Source organism: Paenibacillus sp. ALE3 (assembly GCF_054113405.1).
Genome location: NZ_CM134214.1, coordinates 4,774,740 through 4,795,903 on the forward strand (window position 1 = coordinate 4,774,740; position 21,164 = coordinate 4,795,903).

General features: G+C 45.4%; 13 protein-coding genes. 3 read left to right on the forward strand and 10 right to left on the reverse strand.

Translation table 11 applies throughout. The features are described from left to right. The first annotated feature begins 117 nt into the window (after positions 1-117). Positions 118-1,920: an alpha-glycosidase gene (locus tag ACXHJ2_RS21440; RefSeq protein ID WP_165083851.1), complete on the forward strand. Its 1,803-nt coding sequence runs from the start codon at positions 118-120 to the stop codon at positions 1,918-1,920. Positions 1,921-2,650: 730 nt separating this feature from the next. Here the strand turns inward: ACXHJ2_RS21440 and manZ are convergent. The 5 genes from manZ to ACXHJ2_RS21465 form a co-directional block, all read right to left on the reverse strand. Then, entirely contained in the window at positions 2,651-3,493 is an 843-nt protein-coding gene (manZ, locus tag ACXHJ2_RS21445; RefSeq protein ID WP_269203258.1) for a PTS mannose transporter subunit IID, read from the reverse strand. Positions 3,494-3,504: 11 nt separating this feature from the next. Continuing rightward, positions 3,505-4,275, reverse strand: coding sequence for a PTS mannose/fructose/sorbose transporter subunit IIC (locus tag ACXHJ2_RS21450; protein WP_013369101.1), 771 nt, complete (start codon positions 4,273-4,275; stop codon positions 3,505-3,507). Positions 4,276-4,306: 31 nt separating this feature from the next. Then, complete coding sequence (locus ACXHJ2_RS21455; RefSeq protein ID WP_013369100.1) at positions 4,307-4,795, reverse strand: mannose/fructose/sorbose PTS transporter subunit IIB; 489 nt, start codon at positions 4,793-4,795, stop codon at positions 4,307-4,309. A gap of 2 nt (positions 4,796-4,797) precedes the next feature. Continuing rightward, the gene (locus ACXHJ2_RS21460) at positions 4,798-5,217 is read right to left on the reverse strand and encodes a PTS sugar transporter subunit IIA (RefSeq protein ID WP_013369099.1); all 420 of its coding nucleotides are present in this window, start codon (positions 5,215-5,217) and stop codon (positions 4,798-4,800) included. Positions 5,218-5,416: 199 nt separating this feature from the next. Next, positions 5,417-8,209 carry a sigma-54-dependent transcriptional regulator gene (locus ACXHJ2_RS21465; RefSeq protein ID WP_165083849.1) on the reverse strand — a complete coding sequence of 931 codons (2,793 nt, stop codon included), beginning with the start codon at positions 8,207-8,209 and terminating at the stop codon, positions 5,417-5,419. Positions 8,210-8,463: 254 nt separating this feature from the next. Between ACXHJ2_RS21465 and rpoN the strand changes: the two genes are divergently transcribed. After that, entirely contained in the window at positions 8,464-9,780 is a 1,317-nt protein-coding gene (gene rpoN / locus ACXHJ2_RS21470; RefSeq protein ID WP_165083847.1) for an RNA polymerase factor sigma-54, read from the forward strand. A gap of 141 nt (positions 9,781-9,921) precedes the next feature. Here the strand turns inward: rpoN and ACXHJ2_RS21475 are convergent, their stop codons facing one another. The 3 genes from ACXHJ2_RS21475 to ACXHJ2_RS21485 form a co-directional block, all read right to left on the reverse strand. Further along, entirely contained in the window at positions 9,922-11,073 is a 1,152-nt protein-coding gene (locus tag ACXHJ2_RS21475; RefSeq protein ID WP_165083845.1) for a response regulator, read from the reverse strand. A gap of 159 nt (positions 11,074-11,232) precedes the next feature. Beyond that, positions 11,233-14,373, reverse strand: coding sequence for a hybrid sensor histidine kinase/response regulator (locus ACXHJ2_RS21480; protein ID WP_165083843.1), 3,141 nt, complete (start codon positions 14,371-14,373; stop codon positions 11,233-11,235). 161 nt (positions 14,374-14,534) lie between these two features. Beyond that, positions 14,535-17,951 (reverse strand): S-layer homology domain-containing protein, encoded by a 3,417-nt coding sequence (locus ACXHJ2_RS21485; protein WP_165083841.1) that lies wholly within the window; start codon positions 17,949-17,951, stop codon positions 14,535-14,537. Between the two features lie 273 nt (positions 17,952-18,224). Here ACXHJ2_RS21485 and ACXHJ2_RS21490 point away from each other — a divergent pair, with 273 nt between their 5' ends. Continuing rightward, positions 18,225-19,205, forward strand: a complete 981-nt coding sequence (locus tag ACXHJ2_RS21490) for an aldo/keto reductase (protein ID WP_025678690.1) — start codon at positions 18,225-18,227, stop codon at positions 19,203-19,205. Between the two features lie 135 nt (positions 19,206-19,340). Here the strand turns inward: ACXHJ2_RS21490 and ACXHJ2_RS21495 are convergent, their stop codons facing one another. Both ACXHJ2_RS21495 and ACXHJ2_RS21500 read right to left on the reverse strand, forming a co-directional pair. Next, positions 19,341-20,006 (reverse strand): methionine ABC transporter permease, encoded by a 666-nt coding sequence (locus ACXHJ2_RS21495; protein WP_025678688.1) that lies wholly within the window; start codon positions 20,004-20,006, stop codon positions 19,341-19,343. After that, a complete protein-coding gene (locus tag ACXHJ2_RS21500; protein WP_013369091.1) occupies positions 20,003-21,025 on the reverse strand; it encodes a methionine ABC transporter ATP-binding protein in 1,023 nt (340 codons plus the stop codon). The genes ACXHJ2_RS21495 and ACXHJ2_RS21500 overlap by 4 nt, the downstream gene beginning before the upstream one ends. Between the last annotated feature and the right edge of the window lie 139 nt (positions 21,026-21,164).

Sequence of the window (21,164 nt, forward strand, 5' to 3'; positions counted from 1 at the left end):
AATGGGCATTATAGCATTTATGGTACATAACCCACTTAAAAAGGTTAATAACTACCTTATACGACATACGCTTCACAATTTCAAATTTGAATGCAGGTGAACAAGGAGGCCTATCAGATGCTGCTGGAAGCGATATACCACCACCCGAAACGTAATTGGGCTTTTGGTTATGATGATGAAACGATAATTTTACGGCTTCGTGCAAAGAAAAATGACCTGACTTCTGTTCATGTTCTTACCGTAGATAAGTACGACTGGGATCGTACTCGGCAGCTTATTCCGATGTCCAAATTTGCCACCGATGGCAGGTTCGATTACTACGAATGTACTGTAAAGCCTACTCACCGTCGGCTGAAATATGGATTTTTGCTGGAAGATGGCGAGGAACGAATTTGGATGGACGAGGACGATTTCACCACCGAGGAACCTCAAAATGCAGACAGTCTGTTCCAATATCCGTTTTTAAATCCGATTGATATTTTGAAGCCACCCGCATGGGTGAAGGATGCTGTATTTTATCAGATTTTCCCAGAACGCTTTGCCAATGGTGACCCCTCCATTAGCCCGGAAGATGCTGAGGACTGGGGTGGCACACCGCAAAGAGACAATTTTTTCGGTGGCGATTTACAAGGGATTCTCGATCATCTGGATCATCTGAGCGAGTTGGGGATCAACGCCATATATATGACTCCTGTCTTCAAGGCGACGACCAATCATAAATATGATACTGAGGATTATATGGAGGTAGACCCGCACTTCGGGGACAAAAAGATATTAAAAAAGCTGGTGGAGGCCTGCCACGATCGGGGAATCCGGGTACTGCTTGATGCGGTGTTCAACCATTCAGGACGTACCTTTAAACCGTTCGTGGATGTACTGGAAAAAGGCGAAGCCTCACCTTACAAGGACTGGTTCCATGTTCATAGCTTTCCGCTGGAAGTGGTCGATGGCACACCGACCTACGATACATTCGGGCTTGAACCGATGATGCCCAAGCTGAACACGGAACATCCTGAGGTAAAAGAGTACCTGTTGAATGTGGCAAAGCATTGGATTGAAGAGGTCGGTATCGACGGCTGGCGGCTGGATGTGGCAGACGAGGTAGATCACGCCTTTTGGCGTGAATTCCGCACTACAGTCAAGCAGGCTAATCCGGATGCATATATTTTGGGTGAGATGTGGAACGAATCATCAGAATGGCTTCAGGGCGATCAATTCGATGCGACGATGAATTATCCATTCACCTATGCGGTGAATGATTTTTTCGTCAAAAAAGTGACCGATGCCCAGAGCTTCGCCTTCGCCATTGGACGCCAGCTTGCCCGCTATCCGCAGCAGGCATCCGAGGTTGCCTTTAATCTGCTGGATAGCCATGATACACCGCGCCTACTGACGCTGTGCGGGGGCGACAAGCAACTGATGCGGCTGGCTGCTTTGTTCCAGTTCACGTATATGGGCGCACCCTGCATTTTTTACGGCGATGAGATCGGCCTGGATGGAGATGCCGATCCAGGCTGCCGCCAGTGCATGGAGTGGGATACCGACAAGCAGGACCACGAGCTGTTCAACTTTTATCGTGAGCTGATCGCTCTTCGCAAGGCGCACCCTGTCCTCCGTGATCAAGGAAGCATCACTTTCCTGGAGGCACAACCGGAGGGCGCTTCACTCGCCTACGAGCGGCGCAGCGACGAAGAAGTGTTGCTTGTGCTGCTCAACCGTTCCGATGAGGATCACACTTTTGAATTGTCCATTCCAGAGCAGGAATGGCAATTAGCCTTTGGCGAAGGCCAGTGGTCCGTAGGAGCGAAGGGGCTGCATGCCGAGCTTCCACCTTACGGATATACTGTGCTGAAGGCAGCGCCTGCACGGTCAGTCAAGCCTGCGAAAGAAGGCGACAACAAGACGGAAAGCAAGGCATAGGCTATGTAGACGCGGATGCTGATGAAGATACCTGCCGACTGTAAAAAAAGCAAGATCGCCGGGAACAAGTTATCTAACTTATTCCCGGCGATCTTTTTACGTTGAGGACATAGCTCTTTGTACAAGCTGATTATTTATTTTGGACATCTGTTCTTACTACCCCAACATCCGACGCATTGATAGAAATGGGGTTACCGCCTTGTCCTGTTTGAGCTGAAGAAGATTGTCTAACGTCCACCCTAATTCTTTTGCCCTTAAAGCCAGTTCGTCTCCTTTTTCCCAATGCCATGGCCTCCTTAAGTCTTCGTGGCTTCATAAACCTCTCAATATGACCTAACTGTGAAGAGATATGCTATATGCATATGCCACTGAAGAAAACAGGTCTCGGCGAATATCAGATCATAGAGAAAAGAGGCGATTACCACCCGATCTTGCAAGATCATCCAAAAAATTACAACGAACATACTAACAGCAAAAGAGCGGAACCTGCTTTTACAGGCTCAATGTGGCTTTAAAACCATCATTGAGCCTGTAATGATTAATGATAGAGAATCATTGCTTATGTCAGTTTTCAACAAGCCAGTAGCCTTTCATGACTATCGTTGAGCGCTTGCAGATTCGCTTGTAGATGATTGAATATTTTAATCAGTAAAATTTAAAGCGTTTACAAGTTAAGCGGCAGGTTGCCGGTCAGAGACGATTGCTTGACCGGATCACTTTACAAATTGGCTTAAGCCAATACACCAAGAGCGTATCCAATAATTCCTATTGCGAATAAAGCAAAAATCAGAGCTATAGCATTCACTTTCTTTTTGAGCAGTCTCATGCATAAAAAAGTCAGCAAAAGAGGTAACAGTCCAGGTATCAATTGATCCAGAATCATCTGTATCGTCGTAACAACCTCTACTCCATCCGAACGGGTATATCGGGATACTTCGAGTGGTATATTCAGAGTAGTCCATTTAGATACGAGTGCGCCCATAACAAATAGTCCCAGGATGGAGGCCGATTCCGTAAGCTTTTGCAGCCGGTTTCCGGACATGTCGGACACAATCTCCGTCCCTTTTTGGTAGCCGTATTTCAGTCCGTACCACTTGGTAGCCAGGCGAATAACATTAAAGAGCAAGAAAAATAGGACAGGCCCGATAACGCTTCCGGACAACGCAATGGAAGCTCCTAATGCAGCCAGAACGGGGCGTAATGTTCCCCAGAAGATAGGATCCCCTACTCCAGCCAAAGGTCCCATTAAGCCAACTTTCACGCCACTTATGGTAGCATTATCAATCGGCTGTCCATTGGCTTTCTGCTCCTCCATAGCGGCCGTTACCCCCATAATCGGTGCAGAGATAAACGGTTGAGTATTAAAAAACTCCAAATGCCGCTTTAGTGCTTCTTTTTGGTCTTCCTTCTTGCTGTATAGCCGCTTGATTGCCGGAATCAAGGTGACACAAAAACCAATTGACTGCATACGCTCAAAATTAAACGAGCCCAGCAGGAACCATGAACGGAAAAACATTTTGTTTAAATCGCTTTTGGTCAACTTTTTTTCTTCCATAGTACCCCACTCTTTCATTAAGAATTTCTTTAGAGCTCTTCAATTTCACCCACTTGATCTTTGCGCTGGCTATATTTGGGATTGAGCTGGATATACAGCAGAGCCAGAACCGCTCCCATGATTCCAAAGCCAACCAGATTGATGCTTGTAAATGCCGCGATGACAAAGCCCAAGAAAAAGAAAGGCATCAGATATTTGGCTGCCATCATGTTAATAACCATGGCATATCCTACAACGACGATGAATCCCCCTGCAATTTGCAGCCCTTTTGTAATGACCTCCGGGATGGCATCCAACAAAGTCGTAACTAGACCGGTTTCTGCTGCAATAGCCACCAATACGGCAGGCAAAGCGACACGTAATCCCTGAAGAAGGAGGGCTATGAAGTGACATAATTCAATTCCTTTGAAATTTGAAGATTCGGCATATTTATCTGCCAGATGCTGAAAGAACACGGTAATCGTTCTAACAAAGATAGTTAACACTTGTCCGCCAGCCGCAATCGGAATCGCAACGGCAATTCCCGCACCGATCGATTGGTGCCCGACAATAACCAATATGGTTGAGACTACACTGGCCAAAGCCGCATCCGGAGCCATGGACGCTCCGACATTCATCCAGCCCAAAGCCAACAATTCCAGCGTACCGCCTAGAATAATACCGGTTTTGAGATCTCCCAGGACCAGACCGATCAGTGTACACGCAACTATAGGACGATGAGTCTGTCCTTCATCCAAAACACTGCCCATTCCGCAAATGGCTGCAACCAGCGTGACCATTACGATTTCAAAAACACTCATGTTTGACCCCCTCTCTTATGCGTACGTGTTGTTAAAACTGGACATTTTGGAGCTTGTTAATCAAATTAATTTTAGGATCACTGGCCACTTTTCTAATCTCCAGTTCTATCCCCTTTTCGTGCAATTTATAAAATGCCTCTACATCCTGCTTGTCTACGGACACTGCTCCGGTAATTTGTGTTTTGCCTTCTTTGAAGCACATTCCACCTACATTTACCGATGTAAACGGTACCCCACCTTCTACAACCCGCAGTACATCCGTGGGATTGGTAAACAGGAACAAGGTCTTGAAATCGTTATATTTAGGATTGTTATAAGCTTCAATCGCTTTCGCAATCGTGACAACATAAGCTTTAATCCCCGGCGGCGCCACTTGTAACAATAAGGTTTTGCGCAGCGTATCCGCAGCGACCTCATTGCTGACGGCGATAATTTTGTTACACTTCGTTTCCTTCACCCACACAGTAGCCACCTGACCATGAATCAGACGGTCATCAATACGAACAAATGATATTTCCATACCTATAATTCCTCCTCTGTTTGTATGTCCCGGATGACACGAAAAGACTTCATTGAATCCTGACCCGCACGGATGGCCAGATCACTCAGATTCTCCACGTTCTCCAGCCCTCTATTGGTCAGCAGGTCTACGATCATTGGCAGGTTTACCCCTGTTACAATGTCCATTTTTTCATACCTGGCCACAATCCTACTGGCCGCATTATAGGGACTGCCACCAAACAAATCGACGAGAAAAATCAATCCGTCCGTCCAATCAATTGTTTCCAAGGCCGCTTTGTACTTCTCAACAAGTCCGTTAACACTTTCACCTGGTTCAAACGTTACACCCACCACATTTTCCAGATGGCCGAAAATCATTTCCGTGGATCTTAGGATCTCTTCGGAAAATTTTCCATGAGTGCCAACAATAACACCTATCATTTGTTTCACCCCCTCCTTGCATCCTTCGCCTATACTTATATGCAAGTCTCATGCCAAGATTCTGTATGATGCGATTAACTATCAAAAAAAAGACCAAACCCTCGGCTGCTCCGGGAATTTGGTCTTTTCTCACCAACTACTTATTATCCTTATCCGCATGATTAATACACATCCAGCATCGTTTTATACACTTGCGCCACTACTTGGGGATACAGTTATATACTTCGCTTAGGATTTCGCAAATATAATATTTTTCATCATTAGTCAGCTTAATGTTAATACTGGAAGCAAATATATTGCAGGAACGGTTCACCACATCGATTAATCGTTGGTCAAGCAAGGATACATCCTCCTGATACACTAGCCCTTCTCCAATGACCATTCGTTCCAGCGCATGAGCCGTATGAACAGCAAGCTGAACCTTCTTTGCATAATGGAAATCAGCCTCCAGTTCCTGTTCCAGCTGCTCGATAAATTTCATCAAAATCCCCAAAATTTTGTGAGGATTCAAATAAGTCATAAACTCCTTTAGCGTATCCTCACATAGATCTCTTACGACCACGCTTCCGTGTTCATGCATAACAGGCAACTGATTGTTGAGCAACAATTCTCTTAATGCCTGTTCACCGCTTGCCTCGATCAGTTTTTCCAAAGGGATAAACGGTACATTGAGCTCGCTTGGCCGCTTAACCCCAATCACCGCAAGAAGCGTATGCTTGGCCCGTAAATCCTTCACCACTTTATCCAATTCCCTGACCTTTGCCGGTACAACAACTATTTTCTCTTCGGTTAAGTCATAAACAACCTTCTCTACAAACTCCTTTAGCTTGGCGGCGGCACCTTTGCCGGAGGAACAGACTGTCACGATTACCTTATTACTGGTCTTTTCCGCTTTCACTCCAGCATTTCCAGTGTTATATCCGCGAAAATCCTTCAAAGATTGATAAATTTCCTCTATATTCATATCAAAAATACTGGCCTTTCGCACAGCCTCCAACACAAGCGGGGTTGAAACCATATCGATAGTCTTCACCTTAATCCCGACACGTTCCATAATGGTTGCTTCAAGATTGAGCAAGGAGCCCATATCAACCAGCAGCAATACGCCTCTGCCATTGTCAATGTCCTTCACTTTATCCACAATAACTTCCAGGATTTCTCTAGGACTAACATCCAAAGGCATGTCTACTGCGCAAATATTTGAGCTTCCCAGCAGGCTGTCGACAACGCTAACGACACTGCTTGCCGTACTGTTGCCATGTGCAGCTACAATGATTCCCACATTTCCCTGGTGCTCCTCTTCTACCGATTTCAGAAGAATCGCCACATAGGTAGTCTCGGCATCGGGTACGTTGACTTCAAACTTGGACTCGATCAAATCCTTGATAATAAGTGCCAGTCTGTATTCTTCATCCTGATCATTCATCGGATCATAGATTTGTTTACTGACATATTTTTTCTCCCGGATTCGCTTTAAGAAGGCACTCAAATGAAGACTGAAGGCATAAACAAACCTGTCGCTGTAATTTCTATTCAATTCTTTTTGAGCCATCTCTTGCACCTGTTCAGCGAACTCCAGAATATTTCTGCCTACGATCTTAAGAATCCGTTCCCGTCCCCCTTTGATGTTATAAAATCGGTTATAGAAACTTTTGATGTGAATATTGACATCTGTAGTTATAAACTTATTGATAAAACTGTCATCGAGTCCTTCTTCTTTGAGCATCCCTATCTTGTCTTCAATCAATTTGTACAGGTTGAACGGCAGTTCAGAAGCGTCTGCTTCATCCATTCCTTTGCTGCCTTCAGGAGTAATATACAGCGAGGAGTTGACCATCTCCATTTCGGCAATCTCCTTGCGGTTCTTCCCCATATTAAATAGACCTTCCTTGATATTTCCGGGCAAAATTTTAAAATCAAGTTCAATCTCTTCCTTATTTTCATGTATGCTGTTCAAAAATCCTTTGGCACACACAAGCTGAATGTTCGATTTCAACTGACCGATATTGCCATAGGTTACGCTGCCAATCAGTGCTTTTACAGTTTCCAATTCAACCCTAATGGGCTTGTTCACACGATGGGCTTCGTTTGCAAAGAGATGCTTCAGGATCAAAAACCGCTCCTCAACGGTCCGCTCTTGCAAGGAAGGAATGTTGATCGTAATCGGTATCCGTCTGATAAAGGTTTTCAACATAGAAGAACCGGGATCTTCGGTCGTAGCGCCGATGAGCAGCACATTCGCTTCCCGCTTGCGCTCCGACTCGCCCAATTTGTTGTAACTGTTCGTGTCCATGAAATAAAATATCATTTCTTGGCCTTCTGGGGGCAGCCGATGAATCTCATCCAAAAACAGGATGCCCCCATCCGCTTTCTCAACCAGCCCCTCTTTCTCCCGATCAGCCCCGGTAAATGCTCCTTTTACATGACCAAAAATGTGGGAAAGTAGCAGTTGAGGGTTATTATAATAATCGGCGCAGTTAAATACGATAAACGGTGCTTGCTCTGAAAAGCGCTTCATATATTTACCATAATTATACATCAACCTAGCGAACATTGTTTTCCCAACGCCAGTCTGCCCCACAATCAGCGTATGTAAGCCCTTCGGCGGGTATAATATTGCCGCTTTTCCCTGCTCAACCTGGTTTCTCATACTCCCCATGAAACCGATTAAGGCGTGAAACGGATCCACTTGCTCTCCAGGCAGCAATATTTCATGAATGCTGTTGACTTGGATTTGTTTCTCTTTAAGCTGAACCCGAAAGATCTCCTCGATCACCTGCTTGTGCAAAAACTTGACGGGTCTCCCCTTGATTTTAATAATCAAGTCGGCGCGAAGTAGACTATTAAGCTCCTTGCTTACATTATTTCTTAACATATTCTGTTGATCGGCTATTTCCGCAGCCGTAATTCCACCGCCGTCCTGCAAGGCCTCTACCGACAGTTTCTTTGTACCATTGGCAATATACTCTAAGATCTCATCAATTCGTTTCACGGTATTCCCCCATGCTGACTAGTTCTTATTTAATTAGTATATAAAAAAAGAAATAATCCTCTACAAGAAAATAAACTGACAAGTTAATCATTAATCTGATACCCTTTTTATTGAATCTATCCAAAACTCAAATTCAACCCATTCCATTCACTTCTTTTCCAAGATCAAAGGTTGGCAGTATAATTGCATAAGCTTCACGAATAAGCTGCATAAAAAGTTATTTTTGTTTCCCAGTAAGGAGCTGAGATAAAATAATGCGCTACGGATTACAGCAAGAGCAAACATTCAGGCTGGCTATGACTCCAGAATTACGACAAGCCATCACGATTCTTCAATATTCTTCGGTCGATCTGATGTCATATCTTCATGAGCAAGCAAATGAAAATCCGATCATTGATTTGGCAGAGATCGACATGTCCATCGAAAGAATCAATACAGAAGAAGAATATTCGCCACGAAAAAATGATAATCCGGTAGACCTTCTGGATTTTGTCTCTAATCCCGCAGATAATTTATATAGACATCTTAAAGCGCAGCTTGGGATGGTCAGCGGGCTATCCAGGCTACAACAGATGATTGGCATGTTTCTGATTGGGAATTTAAATGAAAAAGGCTACCTTGAGCTGGATGTAAATACAGTTGCCGGAATACTTGACGTTCCCACCGATGAGGTTGAAAATATACTTGCCCTGATTCAAGGCTTTGAACCGGCAGGAATCGCTGCCCGCAGTCTGGAGGAATGCCTTCTTTTGCAGCTGCGATATGCCGGGAATGATGATGTTTATCTGGAAGAAATCGTGCGACATCACATGGTCAATCTTTCATGTAACCGCATACAAAAAATCGCGGATGCTCTGGGGATCGACATTCACATGGTACAACAAATTACCGATCAGATACGCAAGCTGAATCCTTGTCCGGGAGCGGCATTTGCTCCATATGAACGCCAGCATCATATAGCAGATATCTCAGTGGAGAAATTTAAAAACGACTACATTGTGACAGTTAATGATATCACAGTCCCACGCGTCGGGATTAATCCTTTTTACCAAAGTATGCTTCGAAAGCCGGCTATGGAGGAAGAGAAACGATTTCTTCGTGAGAAGATGAATACGGCATTATGGCTTATTCATAGCCTTGAGCAGCGCCGCCTGACCCTGATGCGTGTGGCCCAGGCTATTGTTGATAGGCAGCGGGGATTTTTTGAGCATGGCGTTTATCATCTGAAATCGATGACCCAAAAGGAGATTGCTGAAATAACCGGCCTGCATGAATCCACGATCAGCCGGGCGGTCAGTAATAAATACATGCAGACGCCCCGTGGATTGTTTGAACTCAAATATTTCTTCACCTCCGCCCTAGGATCGAAAGACGGAGATGCTACTTCATCAGAGAGCGCAAAAATGCGGATAAAGCAGATCATCGACGGTGAAGAGAAGCAAAAACCATTTTCAGATCAGGCAATCACAGAACTGATGGCAAAGGAAGGACTAGAGCTGTCACGCAGAACGGTAGCCAAATACCGAGAAGAATTGGGGTATTTATCCTCCGCCAGGAGAAAAGTGTATTAAAACTTCAGCAAGCGATTGTGAAAACCAAGAAGCAGCGCTATCACATTCTACCGGCTGCCTCCCTCGTAGAATCTCCAATAGAATAGGCCAACCAGTAACCTCTGGTTGGCCTATTCATATGACCTGAGCGAGTACAGCAGTCTACGCAGGTAGCGTCTGTGTTTTCAATTGCACGTACAACTGGTGTGTAACCTGATGTGGCTCAATACCCAACTCATCTTCCAATAAGCTGACGAAGCTTTCATAATGCTTTTGAGCAGCTGTATACTCGCCCAACTGGGCATAGGCTGTCAGCAGCAGACCACAGATATCATCTGAGTAAGGCTCCCTCTGCTGTAGGCTGAGCAAGCGCTGGACAGACTGCCGGGCGCGACCTGAACGTAGCTCTTCTCTAGCCAGTTCTGAAGCACATGCCAGATACATATTGCGTAGTTTTTCTCTTTTTGCATACGCCCATGGGTAATCGTGCTCCTCCAGATAATTGCCACGGTACAGAGCCAACAGGTTCTCGATGCGCGGTGTACCGCCGTTGCCAGATGCCGCCCATTCGGAAATTCCCCGCTCGAATAGCTCCACATCTGTAACCCAGCCATTACGGTTCAAACGATAGCGATCCAGATTGTATTCCAGCTTCGTATCTTGCATCCGTTCTTTCAACGCTTTGCGGATTTGGTAAATGGACGTGTGGAGATGAACAACAGCCTTGTCCAAATGGTATTCGGGCCACATCGCATCCAGCAATTGCTCCTTGCTAACCCATTCCCCTTCATGATGTAGTAAAAAGGAGAATAGCTCCTGCGACTTTAATGTACGCCATTTGAATGGCCTTGCTCCCACGGCTCCTTGTCCATCCTCCGAAATTTCAAGCTTTTGAAAACAACGCACTTTGGGTAATTGCTCTGCTGCGGCGACCGAGCTGGAAGGACGGGAATCTGCCAGCCTGGCTACAATCCGATCTAACGTTTTATTAAGCCGCCGGGCATGAACAGGTTTTAACAAGTAATCCAGTGCTTGCAGTTCGAATGCTTCAATAGCGTATTCCGAATACGCAGTCACAAAGACGATATGAATATGTGAGTCCAGCTGTTGAATCCACTCGGCGGCCTCCAGTCCGTTCATCTCCGGCATTCCGATATCTATAAAAACAATATCCACGCGTTCTACCGCCAGATGATCCAACCCAGCTTGTGCAGACGTATATTTGCCCATGACCGTTAATCGTCCGTCCGCCTCCAGCAACCGTTCCAGGTAGGTTAATGCCGACCTCTCATCATCAATCAATATCGCCTTCATCTGTGTCCGCGCCCCCTTCTTGCTGCAACCATCCATCACAATGCTCTATGACCAGGCTATCTGCTTTATCATCCGATTTTTAATTTCTTATATTTTATATATCGTATAAACTCAGGCGCGACATTAGCTTTTTCCGGCAGATGCACTGTAATTTTTTATTCATTCAGTAGGGGGAGATAAGATCGTTTCCGGCACACGGAAGCTTACCGTCGTCCCTTGCATAGGATTGCTTTCAATCCGCAATCCTTCTCCATACATATGGATCAGACGGCGATGGATATTACGTAGACCCACACTGGACGATACATGCTCCTCCGACAGTAGCTGTTGCAGTCGCTCTGGTGGAATCCCTACGCCGTCATCGGTCACGCTGACCACAAAATCGGCTCCATCTTCTTGTACAATCACCCGCACTGTTCCACCTGTGGCCCGTTGCATCACACCGTGTCGTATCGCATTTTCCACGATGGGCTGAATGCTTAATGGCGGGATCAGCGACCGGATGTTCCTCCCTACCTCTATAGTCACCTGCAACCGTTCTTCAAAACGGGCTTTTTCCAATGCCACATACGATTCTACCAATTCCAGCTCCTTGCATAGCGGAACTGTATTCTCCCTGTTCTGAAAATCAAAGCTTCCGCGCAAATACTGGCTCAGCTCCATAAGCAGCTCTGCTGCTTTATCCGGGTCTACTGCTACGGTCGAAACAATAACATTTAATGCATTGTACAGAAAGTGCGGCTTGATTTGTGCCTGTAAAAAGGCCATTTCCGAACGCACCGCTTCCTCTGCCGAATGACGCATGTTCAACAGGGTCCGTACACGCGCCTTTAATTCCTCCGCATCAACAGGCTTACGCAGAAAGTCATTTGCTCCAGCCATAAAGCCTGCATGGATATCGCCGGGCAGGTCGCGTGCCGTCAGCAGTAATACGGGTAGCTCGGAGAGAGAATACCCTTCGCGAATTCGTCGGCACAACTCAATACCGGACATTTCTGGCATCATCCAGTCCGTGATAACTAGATCAAATCGGGCACGACCATTCAGCAGCTGAAGCGCCTCCTCGGCTCGATCCACAGCCACCACGCTACAGCCTGTGGTGTATAACAGCTCCTGCAATACCCGAAGGTTCACCTCATCATCATCTACAGCCAGCACTCTGTAGGGAACATTCCCTACTTGCTCCACAGCATGCTCTTCAAGCGAATGCACATCCTGACTTGAGGTCACACCAGGCTGCAATATGACCTCAGACAAAACCTCTTTTTGAGCTTCATGTGCTGGCATCCCAGTTTCCGCTAAGGGCAGGGTAAAAGAAAAAGTCGAACCCTTACCCAATCTGGATTCTACTCGGATACGACCTCCATGCAGCTCCACCAGACGACGGGTGATGCCTAACCCAAGCCCAGTCCCACTATATCCTTTGTCCTCAGCATTCACTCCTCGATTAAAAGGTTCAAATATGTGCGAGAGATAGTCTGGGGCAATACCTGGTCCGGTATCCTTCACACTGATTTCCATTTCACGGTTTCTCACCTTGGCAGAGATTACGATTTCACCTTCCTCTGTAAATTTCATCGCATTCCCCAATAAATTGTATAAGATCTGATTCAGCCGATCCCCATCTGCATCTACTTTGGGCAACGAATCGGGCCATTCTTTGACGAATTGGAGCTTTTTCTTACCTACTGTATGACCCAATACCTCCAGTACAGAACTCACAGCAGCCTGTACGTTTACAGGTCGGCGGTTTAAGGCTAATCTTCCATTTTTCAGATTAGAAAAGTCCAAAATATCGTTAATCAAATAGGAGAGTCTACGCCCTACCTTCGCAATCAAGACCAAGTTATGCTTTTGCGGCTCATTGAATTGCGTCCCGTAGCGGTCTAGCATGGACTGAGCGATATTAATAATGCCATGTAGAGGAGTACGCAGCTCATGTGACGTGTTCGCCAGAAATTCGTCCTTTAACCCATCCAGTGTCAGCAACCGTCGTGATAGGTTCTCAACCTCCATGAACGAATGTACAAAACGTTTGGCCAGCAATAGTGTTTGGGCCAATACGAATATGAGCATTTCATAGGCTGTCACCCCACGTACATCTCCCCAGCCCAGAACATACACAAAACTAGTCACCACAATCATAAGAATGCTCATAATACTAATGACTAGCAGCGCAGCGTCATCCGTCCGTTGAAGAAGTCCACGAATCAGAATCAGTAATACATACCCCACACTGACTACACCAAAAAGAAGAATAAAAGTCTCAAAGGATGAAAGGACCAGTGTAGGCAACAATAGCCCCATACCCAGCATCAGTGCGGTTACAATATTATATAGAAGCAGCACGATTCGATTCATAACAATCTGTGTCGTCAGATGAACATACCGAATCAGAAAATAGTAGAACAGCGTCGAAGAGAACGATTGAATTTTCAATATCCATTCATAAGGCAAATCTGGCATCCCCCAGACTAGCAGCTTCTCTCCATGTGTCAGAATGTAAAATAGTGCCGCGATGCAAAAGCATGCTAAGTAAAGCAGGGCCTTCTCTTTTCTACGTAAAAAGTACAGCATGATAAAAAATACGGTAGGGATAAAAAATCCTGCAACTAGTACGGTGTCCTCTGCCATCGCTACTTCACGGCTATGCGTAATACTGGCATAATCCCCAAACAGCAGTGGATAAATGATCCCCCCAGAGGAATAGCTATAATTAGCCACATGCACGGTAATATCAGCCGAATGTCCATCTACTGCAGCAAACCCAACAAAGGGGGCGTTGCCCTGCTTGCCCTTGTCGGCCGAAACAGAGGGAATACCACTTGCCCCCACCTCTGCTCCGTTAATCCATACTCGGCTGGAGTTGCGAATATTTTGCATATGGATGCCGTACAGATTTTCCACTTTTTCAGGCAACAGTACACGAACATGGTAGGTTCCATATCCAGTCGCCTGACCCCCAGGCATCCACTGATTCCATTTACCAGGCACGTCTACAATTTTGGCAGAAGCTCCAGTGCCTAATCCCAATTTCGAGGAATATTGATGATTTCCCCAATCCTGATATCGCGTTTCCTGAAAAGATGAAGGCTGCAAAAGCTGATTAGGATAAAACTCCCACTCTCCCCCCAACTGTACAGCACCTTCCTTGTCGGGGTCCCAATTACGCAAATCAATAACACCGTTGTGAGCTTTCCAATGACTGTTTCCGGATAATACACCCGACACTAACGGATATACCGGCAACGCAACCGCAAGCAGAAGTATAATAAAAAATAAAACACCCTGTTTTTTCATAAATCCCCCGCTCTTTTCAATAACGTCTATCTTTTTGTATCGGTTATTCTATTCAGCTACATTAGAAGCGTTGTCCATACAAAAAAGGACGTCCGCCGCAGATAAAATCTGTGCGGAATCGTCCCCTTCTATACATCCTTGCACTTCCTATATTCCCCTTATTAAGGAATTATAACGTCATCAATACTACCGCCAGGAATCGAGCCTGAATCATCTCCGCTGCTATCGCTCGGTGGCGTTGCTTCACCACTGCTGTCGCTGCTTCCTGTTCCACTGTTATCGCTCGGCGGTGTTGCTCCACCGCTAATGTCGCCGCTTCCTGTTCCGCTATTATCGCTTGGCGATGTTGCTCCACCACTGCTGTCGCCGCTTCCTGTTCCGTTGCTATCGCTTGGCGGTGTTGTTCCACCACTGCTGTCGCCAGTTCCTGTTCCGTCGCTATCACTTGGCGATGTTGCTCCACCACTGCTGTCGCCGCTTCCTGTTCCACTGCTTTGTTGCTGGCTGTCTATAAAATCTTTATACTCCTGAATCGCATCTTCCAGATTCATGTAATTTTTCTTAAGTTCTGGCATAGGCAAATACTGGTCCAGACGATTGAATGCATCCACTACTCTGTGAAAGTAGACCGTCGTAGGATCTGTACCATTTACTGTAAGCAGATTGTTCGCAATGTTCTTGAGCTCATTGATATCAAGATCAGTTACGATCCATTTGGATTGGTAGTTCGCAAACGCTGTAATCAAATCCGTGTTAGCCTGGTCTACCTGCAGTTGTGTGCTATTCGGATTATTAAGCACAAGGTTTGCCAGATTAATTTGCCCCTGAAGTTCTTCGTTATCTTGATCAGTATAATGACGTCCGAACGTCTGAACTTCATTATTAGCCAAATTGATATTGAGGTTCAACAACATAGTATCCACCGCTATAGGTGCAGTATACTGATTCTGTACCTGTTGCAGCTCCTCATATACAGGAACAACGTCTTGTAATTCAAAGCTGGACAAGCCTAAGAAAGTAGAGGCATGCTCTGAAGCAGAAGACAAGGCTTGCTGAGCCTCAGCGCTTAATGTGCCTGAATTTTGCAGCAAAATTCCATTGATCGAAGTCTGCATTTCAATGACTTTGTCTCTCAACTGTAGCCTTTTCTCATTATATTTTTCAATATAGGTCCCTTTAGCCTGACTTAATTGATTATAAGAGATCACCAATTGCTCCTCAGGAGTAAACGGCATAATAAGTGCAAAGTGGGCTTGTACTGTTTGTTGATCTAAAAGCTGCATTTCCGTATTCAAGTAATTACGAGCTACAGGGTCAGACAGCAGTTTGAGTTGAATATCTTGAACCAGCTGCTGCAGTTTTTCCCGAGTTGTAGCAGGCACTGGCGCAGTAAATTCCGTAAGCCTTTGACTCAGCTCCATGTTCAAGTTCAATACGTCCTGCTGGGTCATAGCAGTGTGCATCTTCTCTGTATATTCCTGAATCAGGTTGTCTAGTTCAGCATTTTGAGAACCACTCTGATCGTAGATAACCTGCGCTTCTTGTAAAGTATTTTTAAGCACTGAGAAGTCCGCTGCTTGCAGTGCCAAGAATGATTCTGTGGCACCTTCTATTTTTTGTTTCCATTCGTCCAACTGCTCAGTTGTAGATAATGGATTCAGATATACTTTTGATCCTTCCCTCACAATGGACTTGTAACGCGCTTTGTCAGTTTTCAAATTCTCCACACGATCCGTTACATCGAGAAAATGCAGATAGACATCTCTGAGTTTTACTGATGCTTTGTATACCTTTATTACTCGACCCAAGCTTTCTACTTCCCGATCCACAATATTCTGAGGCGCATTCCCTTCCAACACATTGTTGCCAAATCGAATAGCTTGACTTAGTGAGTCATCCCAAAGAGGCGGAAATTCGTCACCAACCATCCGGTTTTGTTCAAGGATAGTCGAAGCTAACTGAATCAGTCTAGTTAATTCCTGTGTTCCAATCACCGGTTCTGTGACTGAGGCCGTGTATACAGAAACATCCTGTTTCAATGTGCTGAGCGCTTGATCTACTTCTGCCTGCGTGGCTGCCGTATTGTTCAGTACCAGCATAGCTTGATTGATTGCTATAGACAGGCTTTCCTTCGCTGCGGCTGGGTAAAGCGCCTGATCTGTTCCACCCTCATCTGCACGCTCCAGCAGTTCTTTGGCTGCATTGATTTCTGTCTCCAACTGACTGCGGTCTACGCTGATAATGTCACTGTCGTGTTTTTTCTTATCTTTGCTGTCTGTATCCGTGATAACCGATCCAGCAGAGGATGAGTTCTTTGTACCATTCACGAGACCAATAGCTTCTTTCACCGCATCATAGTTAATGATAACATCCCGCGGCTGTTTTTGTTCCGGCAGGTTAAGCTGGCTGATTGCTGCTCCCTTAGCCAACGTAATTAAGGGAACGCCCACATATTGAGATGCATCCAGCAAACCAATACTACCGTTAACCAACAGCTTGCCGAGTCCCTGTTGTAATGAAACACGGCTAATCGCAGCATTTCCTTCGGTCATGATCGATGCATCATTTTTCAGCGTCAAGTTGTCAATCTTTGTCGTTCCGGTTGCTGTCAGCTTGGCATCCTTAGAGCCCAACTCCACACCAGACCATGTCGTATTTTCCAAAATGGCCGATACAGACTGATTTCCTGAACCTTTGATTTCCAATACGCCTGTGGAGGACATGTTTTTCAAGGTTACCGAACCATTGACGATTAGGCGTCCATCAAAAGACATACCCTTACCGTCAAATACGCCACCGTCTGCGTTAATTTCCAGCTGTTTTACACCTGTGAGTGTACGCAAATTACGGTTAAGATCGATTTTTGCCCCTTTTAATACCGCTTTGTTATTTTCACCGAACAAGCCTTGCAAAGATCCTTCCAGCTGGTAGGGGATATTTCCGATTCGAACAGTATTGCCCTCTGATTTCACTTCTCCTACTGGATGATCCAACAGGCTAACGAATACTTCCGCACTACTCTCCCGGTTCAATGGATTTTTCAAATCCGTTGCAGAAGCATCCTCTGATAACAAACCATAATTGCGAGCTACCTGAACTGCATTTTGCTGTGCGTCCATAGTACCTGCATCCAGCAAGTCCATTGCGCGTACTAGCGATACGATCAGTTCTTCCTTGGTAATGGCATCTCCCGGACGGAACAGTTCTCCGTTGCCTGTCATATACCCAGCTGCACGTACAGCCTCAATATAGGGAGCACCCCATGCATCCGAGGACACATCCATAAAAGAAGTTTGCGGCTGATTGTTAACTTCCAACTGGAACAGACTGCACAAAATTTTAGCCGCTTCTGCGCGGGTCAAATTCTTTTGTGCCATAAAATCGCCCTGATTACCACCTGTCATCAAACCCAAAGTGCGAGCTTGTGTTACAAATCCAGTTTCACTTTGCGTATCTGCTGTCGCTGCATAAGCAGTCTGGGCACCGCCCATCCAAGGCAGAGATACGATGGAGCCTGAAGCAATCCCCAGTACCATTGCAGATGCAATCCATTTATTTCGATTTACAAGTTTCAACATTTTCACTCCTAGACACTATTTATTGGCATATATCCTGTTATATCAAAGGCTTTAGTCATATTTAGTTCTACGATTTATGCAACCAAGGAACTATGCTAAGAGGAGTATACGAAACCCTACTGAACCAATTCTGAACAATTAGACCTATACGAATCATTCCGCAGCAAAAATGCTTGGCTTGGAGTTAACTCCATATGGCATAATATCCGATGTAAGCAGGTGGAGTAGACTAGATTTGAAGAAAACCATATCTAGGAAGCGAGGTATAATCAAATGGACTATGTTAAGCTTGGAAATACCGGCTTGGATGTATCCCGGCTTTGTCTTGGCTGTATGGGCTTCGGGGTCGCTGAACGATGGATTCATCCATGGATACTAGATGAAGAGCGCAGTCGTCCAGTTATAAAAAAAGCTCTGGAGCTAGGCATTAATTTTTTTGATACTGCAAATGTATATTCAGATGGAACTAGCGAGGAAATTGTCGGACGGGCTTTAAAGGATTATGCGAATCGAGATGAAATTGTCCTAGCAACAAAGGTTCATTTCCGTATGCATCAAGGCCCCAATGGTGCGGGACTTTCCCGAAAGGCTATCATGAGCGAAATTGATAAGAGCCTTAAGCGACTGGGGACAGATTATGTGGATCTATACCAAATCCATCGCTGGGATTACAATACCCCCATTGAAGAGACGATGGAAGCATTACATGATGTTGTGAAGGCCGGAAAGGCAAGATATATTGGTGCTTCTGCCATGTACGCATGGCAGTTTCTCAAGGCATTGCATGTCGCTGAGAATAATGGATGGACACGGTTTGTATCAATGCAAAATCATTTAAACCTCTTATACCGTGAAGAAGAGAGAGAAATGCTGCCGCTTTGTAAGGAGGAAAAGATCGGTGTAATTCCATACAGCCCGCTTGCAGGAGGTAGATTGACGCGGGATACGCAGGAAACAACACATCGGTCTGAAACCGATCAAGTGGCAAAATCTAAATACGATGCGACTGCAGATTCCGATCGATTGATTGTGGAGCAGGTTGCGACAATCGCAGAAAAACGTGGAGTTCCCCGCGTTCAAATTGCTCTTGCCTGGTTGCTGCAGAAAGCACCGGTGACTGCTCCCATTATCGGTGCTACAAAGACATCTCATCTCGAAGATGCGGTAGCTGCTCTATCAATTACGTTAACACCAGAGGAAATTGCGTCGCTGGAAGAACTGTATGTTCCTCATCCAGTAATTGGCGCTCTATAAAAATAGCAATGTGATAATAGTTTGGATATAAGAAACAGCAAAAACGCCCTATCCAGTTACATAGGGCGTTTCTTGATCAGTAATAACGCTAAAACCTGACATACCAACTATATATTTTTATATCCGTTTTGTTCATTAACCCCTGCGTGCTTTGCGGGAGAGCAGATTGCCCAAGGACTGAACACCTTGTACAAACACGACTAGAATGATAACAGTAATCAGCATTACCAGCGTATCAAAACGTTGATAGCCATACGCTATCGCCAGGTCGCCAATCCCACCGCCACCGACCGCACCAGCCATAGCCGTTGCACCAATCAGTCCAATGGCGGCTGTCGTTAACGATAAAATCAAAGAACTGAATGCCTCGGGTAGCAAAAAGTATCGAATGACCTGAAACGGAGTCGCTCCCATCGCATCTGCTGCCTCCAATATCCCCGGGTTGACCTCCAACAGCGAATTTTCCACCAGCCTGCCGATATAGGGTGCTATATATATAATCAAGGGGACAATGGCCGCACTGGTCCCAATAGATGTATGCACAATCAGACGAGTTAACGGAATGATCGCTATCAGCAAAATAATAAACGGTAAGGAACGGACAATGTTAATGATCGGATTTAAAATACCGTACAGCCATTTGTTCTCCAAAATTCCGCCTGAACGGGTGACAACAAGTAAAATACCGATAGGGACCCCAATCAGAGCGCCAATAAATAATGATATGCTGACCATGAGCACGGATTCATACAAAGCTTCCCACAGTTGATCCCAAGTTATCGTGGTTCCTGTAATCATCATAGACTCTCCACCTCCTGAATATGGACTCCTTTGCTCTTGATAAAATCAACAGCCTGCTGAACGGCCTGCTGCTCACCGCGCAGTTGAAGTGTCATATAGCCAATCGTCGTTTCTTGTATCTCCGTCATGTTGGCAAACAAAATGTTCACATGGATATCATGCTTTCGAATCAATTCATGAACCACTGGGTCGGAAGCTGCCTGTCCAATAAATTCCAGCTTGTATATGCGTTGCGACTCTTGTTGCTCGAACGTTTGCAGCACACTATCCGGTACTTCATCGTGAATAACTGTGCGTACAAAGCTTTGCGTCGTTGGATGCTTCGGCTGCCCGAATACCTCCAGTACATCGCCCTGCTCAATGATTTCCCCCTTCTCCATTACAGCTACCTTGTTGCAAATCCGCTGAATGACCGACATCTCATGGGTGATGATCAATATGGTGATCTTGTATTCCTTGTTAATTTTGCGAAGCAAATCAAGAATAGACTGCGTGGTCTGCGGATCGAGTGCCGAGGTTGCCTCATCACAGAGCAAAATGGACGGGTTGCTCGCAAGCGCCCGGGCAATCCCGACACGCTGCTTTTGTCCGCCGGAAAGCTCGCTGGGATAACTATTTGCCTTATCCGATAATCCTGTGAATGCCAGCAACTCTGTTACACGCCTCTCAATTTCCCGCTTGTTGCGCTTGAGCAGCACCAACGGAATGGCAATGTTTTCGAATACTGTTTTCGATTCCAGCAGATTAAAATGCTGAAAAATCATGCCGATCTTCTTCCTTACTTTTCGCAGCCCCGAGGTCGAGTAGGCATTTAAGCTCTCCCCTTCGACAAGAACCTCACCGGTCGTTACTTTCTCCAGACGATTGACCAAACGGATAAGCGTACTTTTTCCCGCACCACTGAATCCGATAAAACCAAAGATATCTCCTTTATCCACTGTGATATTTATATTTTTTAACGCTTGAATGCTTAAGCCTTTTCTTACATAGGTTTTGGATACATTCCTAAGTTCAATCATAGCTCCTAACTCCTCCCGCTCCATCAAGTATGTAAAATCTCTCTGAGTTGATTTCTTTCCTATGGCACGAACATCGAATCAAATTTAAATCCGAGTATTTTAGTAAGTTTTATAGAGTATACTACTTCGATTTTATATT

Excerpts from the sequence above, each read along its gene's own strand:
- ACXHJ2_RS21440 (WP_165083851.1), top strand. The coding sequence starts at position 118 with ATGCTGCTGGAAGCGATATACCACCACCCGAAACGTAATTGGGCTTTT.
- manZ (WP_269203258.1), bottom strand. The coding sequence starts at position 3,493 with ATGAAAGAGTGGGGTACTATGGAAGAAAAAAAGTTGACCAAAAGCGAT.
- ACXHJ2_RS21450 (WP_013369101.1), bottom strand. The coding sequence starts at position 4,275 with ATGAGTGTTTTTGAAATCGTAATGGTCACGCTGGTTGCAGCCATTTGC.
- ACXHJ2_RS21455 (WP_013369100.1), bottom strand. The coding sequence starts at position 4,795 with ATGGAAATATCATTTGTTCGTATTGATGACCGTCTGATTCATGGTCAG.
- ACXHJ2_RS21460 (WP_013369099.1), bottom strand. The coding sequence starts at position 5,217 with ATGATAGGTGTTATTGTTGGCACTCATGGAAAATTTTCCGAAGAGATC.
- rpoN (WP_165083847.1), top strand. The coding sequence starts at position 8,464 with ATGCGCTACGGATTACAGCAAGAGCAAACATTCAGGCTGGCTATGACT.
- ACXHJ2_RS21475 (WP_165083845.1), bottom strand. The coding sequence starts at position 11,073 with ATGAAGGCGATATTGATTGATGATGAGAGGTCGGCATTAACCTACCTG.
- ACXHJ2_RS21480 (WP_165083843.1), bottom strand. The coding sequence starts at position 14,373 with ATGAAAAAACAGGGTGTTTTATTTTTTATTATACTTCTGCTTGCGGTT.
- ACXHJ2_RS21485 (WP_165083841.1), bottom strand. The coding sequence starts at position 17,951 with ATGTTGAAACTTGTAAATCGAAATAAATGGATTGCATCTGCAATGGTA.
- ACXHJ2_RS21490 (WP_025678690.1), top strand. The coding sequence starts at position 18,225 with ATGGACTATGTTAAGCTTGGAAATACCGGCTTGGATGTATCCCGGCTT.
- ACXHJ2_RS21495 (WP_025678688.1), bottom strand. The coding sequence starts at position 20,006 with ATGATGATTACAGGAACCACGATAACTTGGGATCAACTGTGGGAAGCT.
- ACXHJ2_RS21500 (WP_013369091.1), bottom strand. The coding sequence starts at position 21,025 with ATGATTGAACTTAGGAATGTATCCAAAACCTATGTAAGAAAAGGCTTA.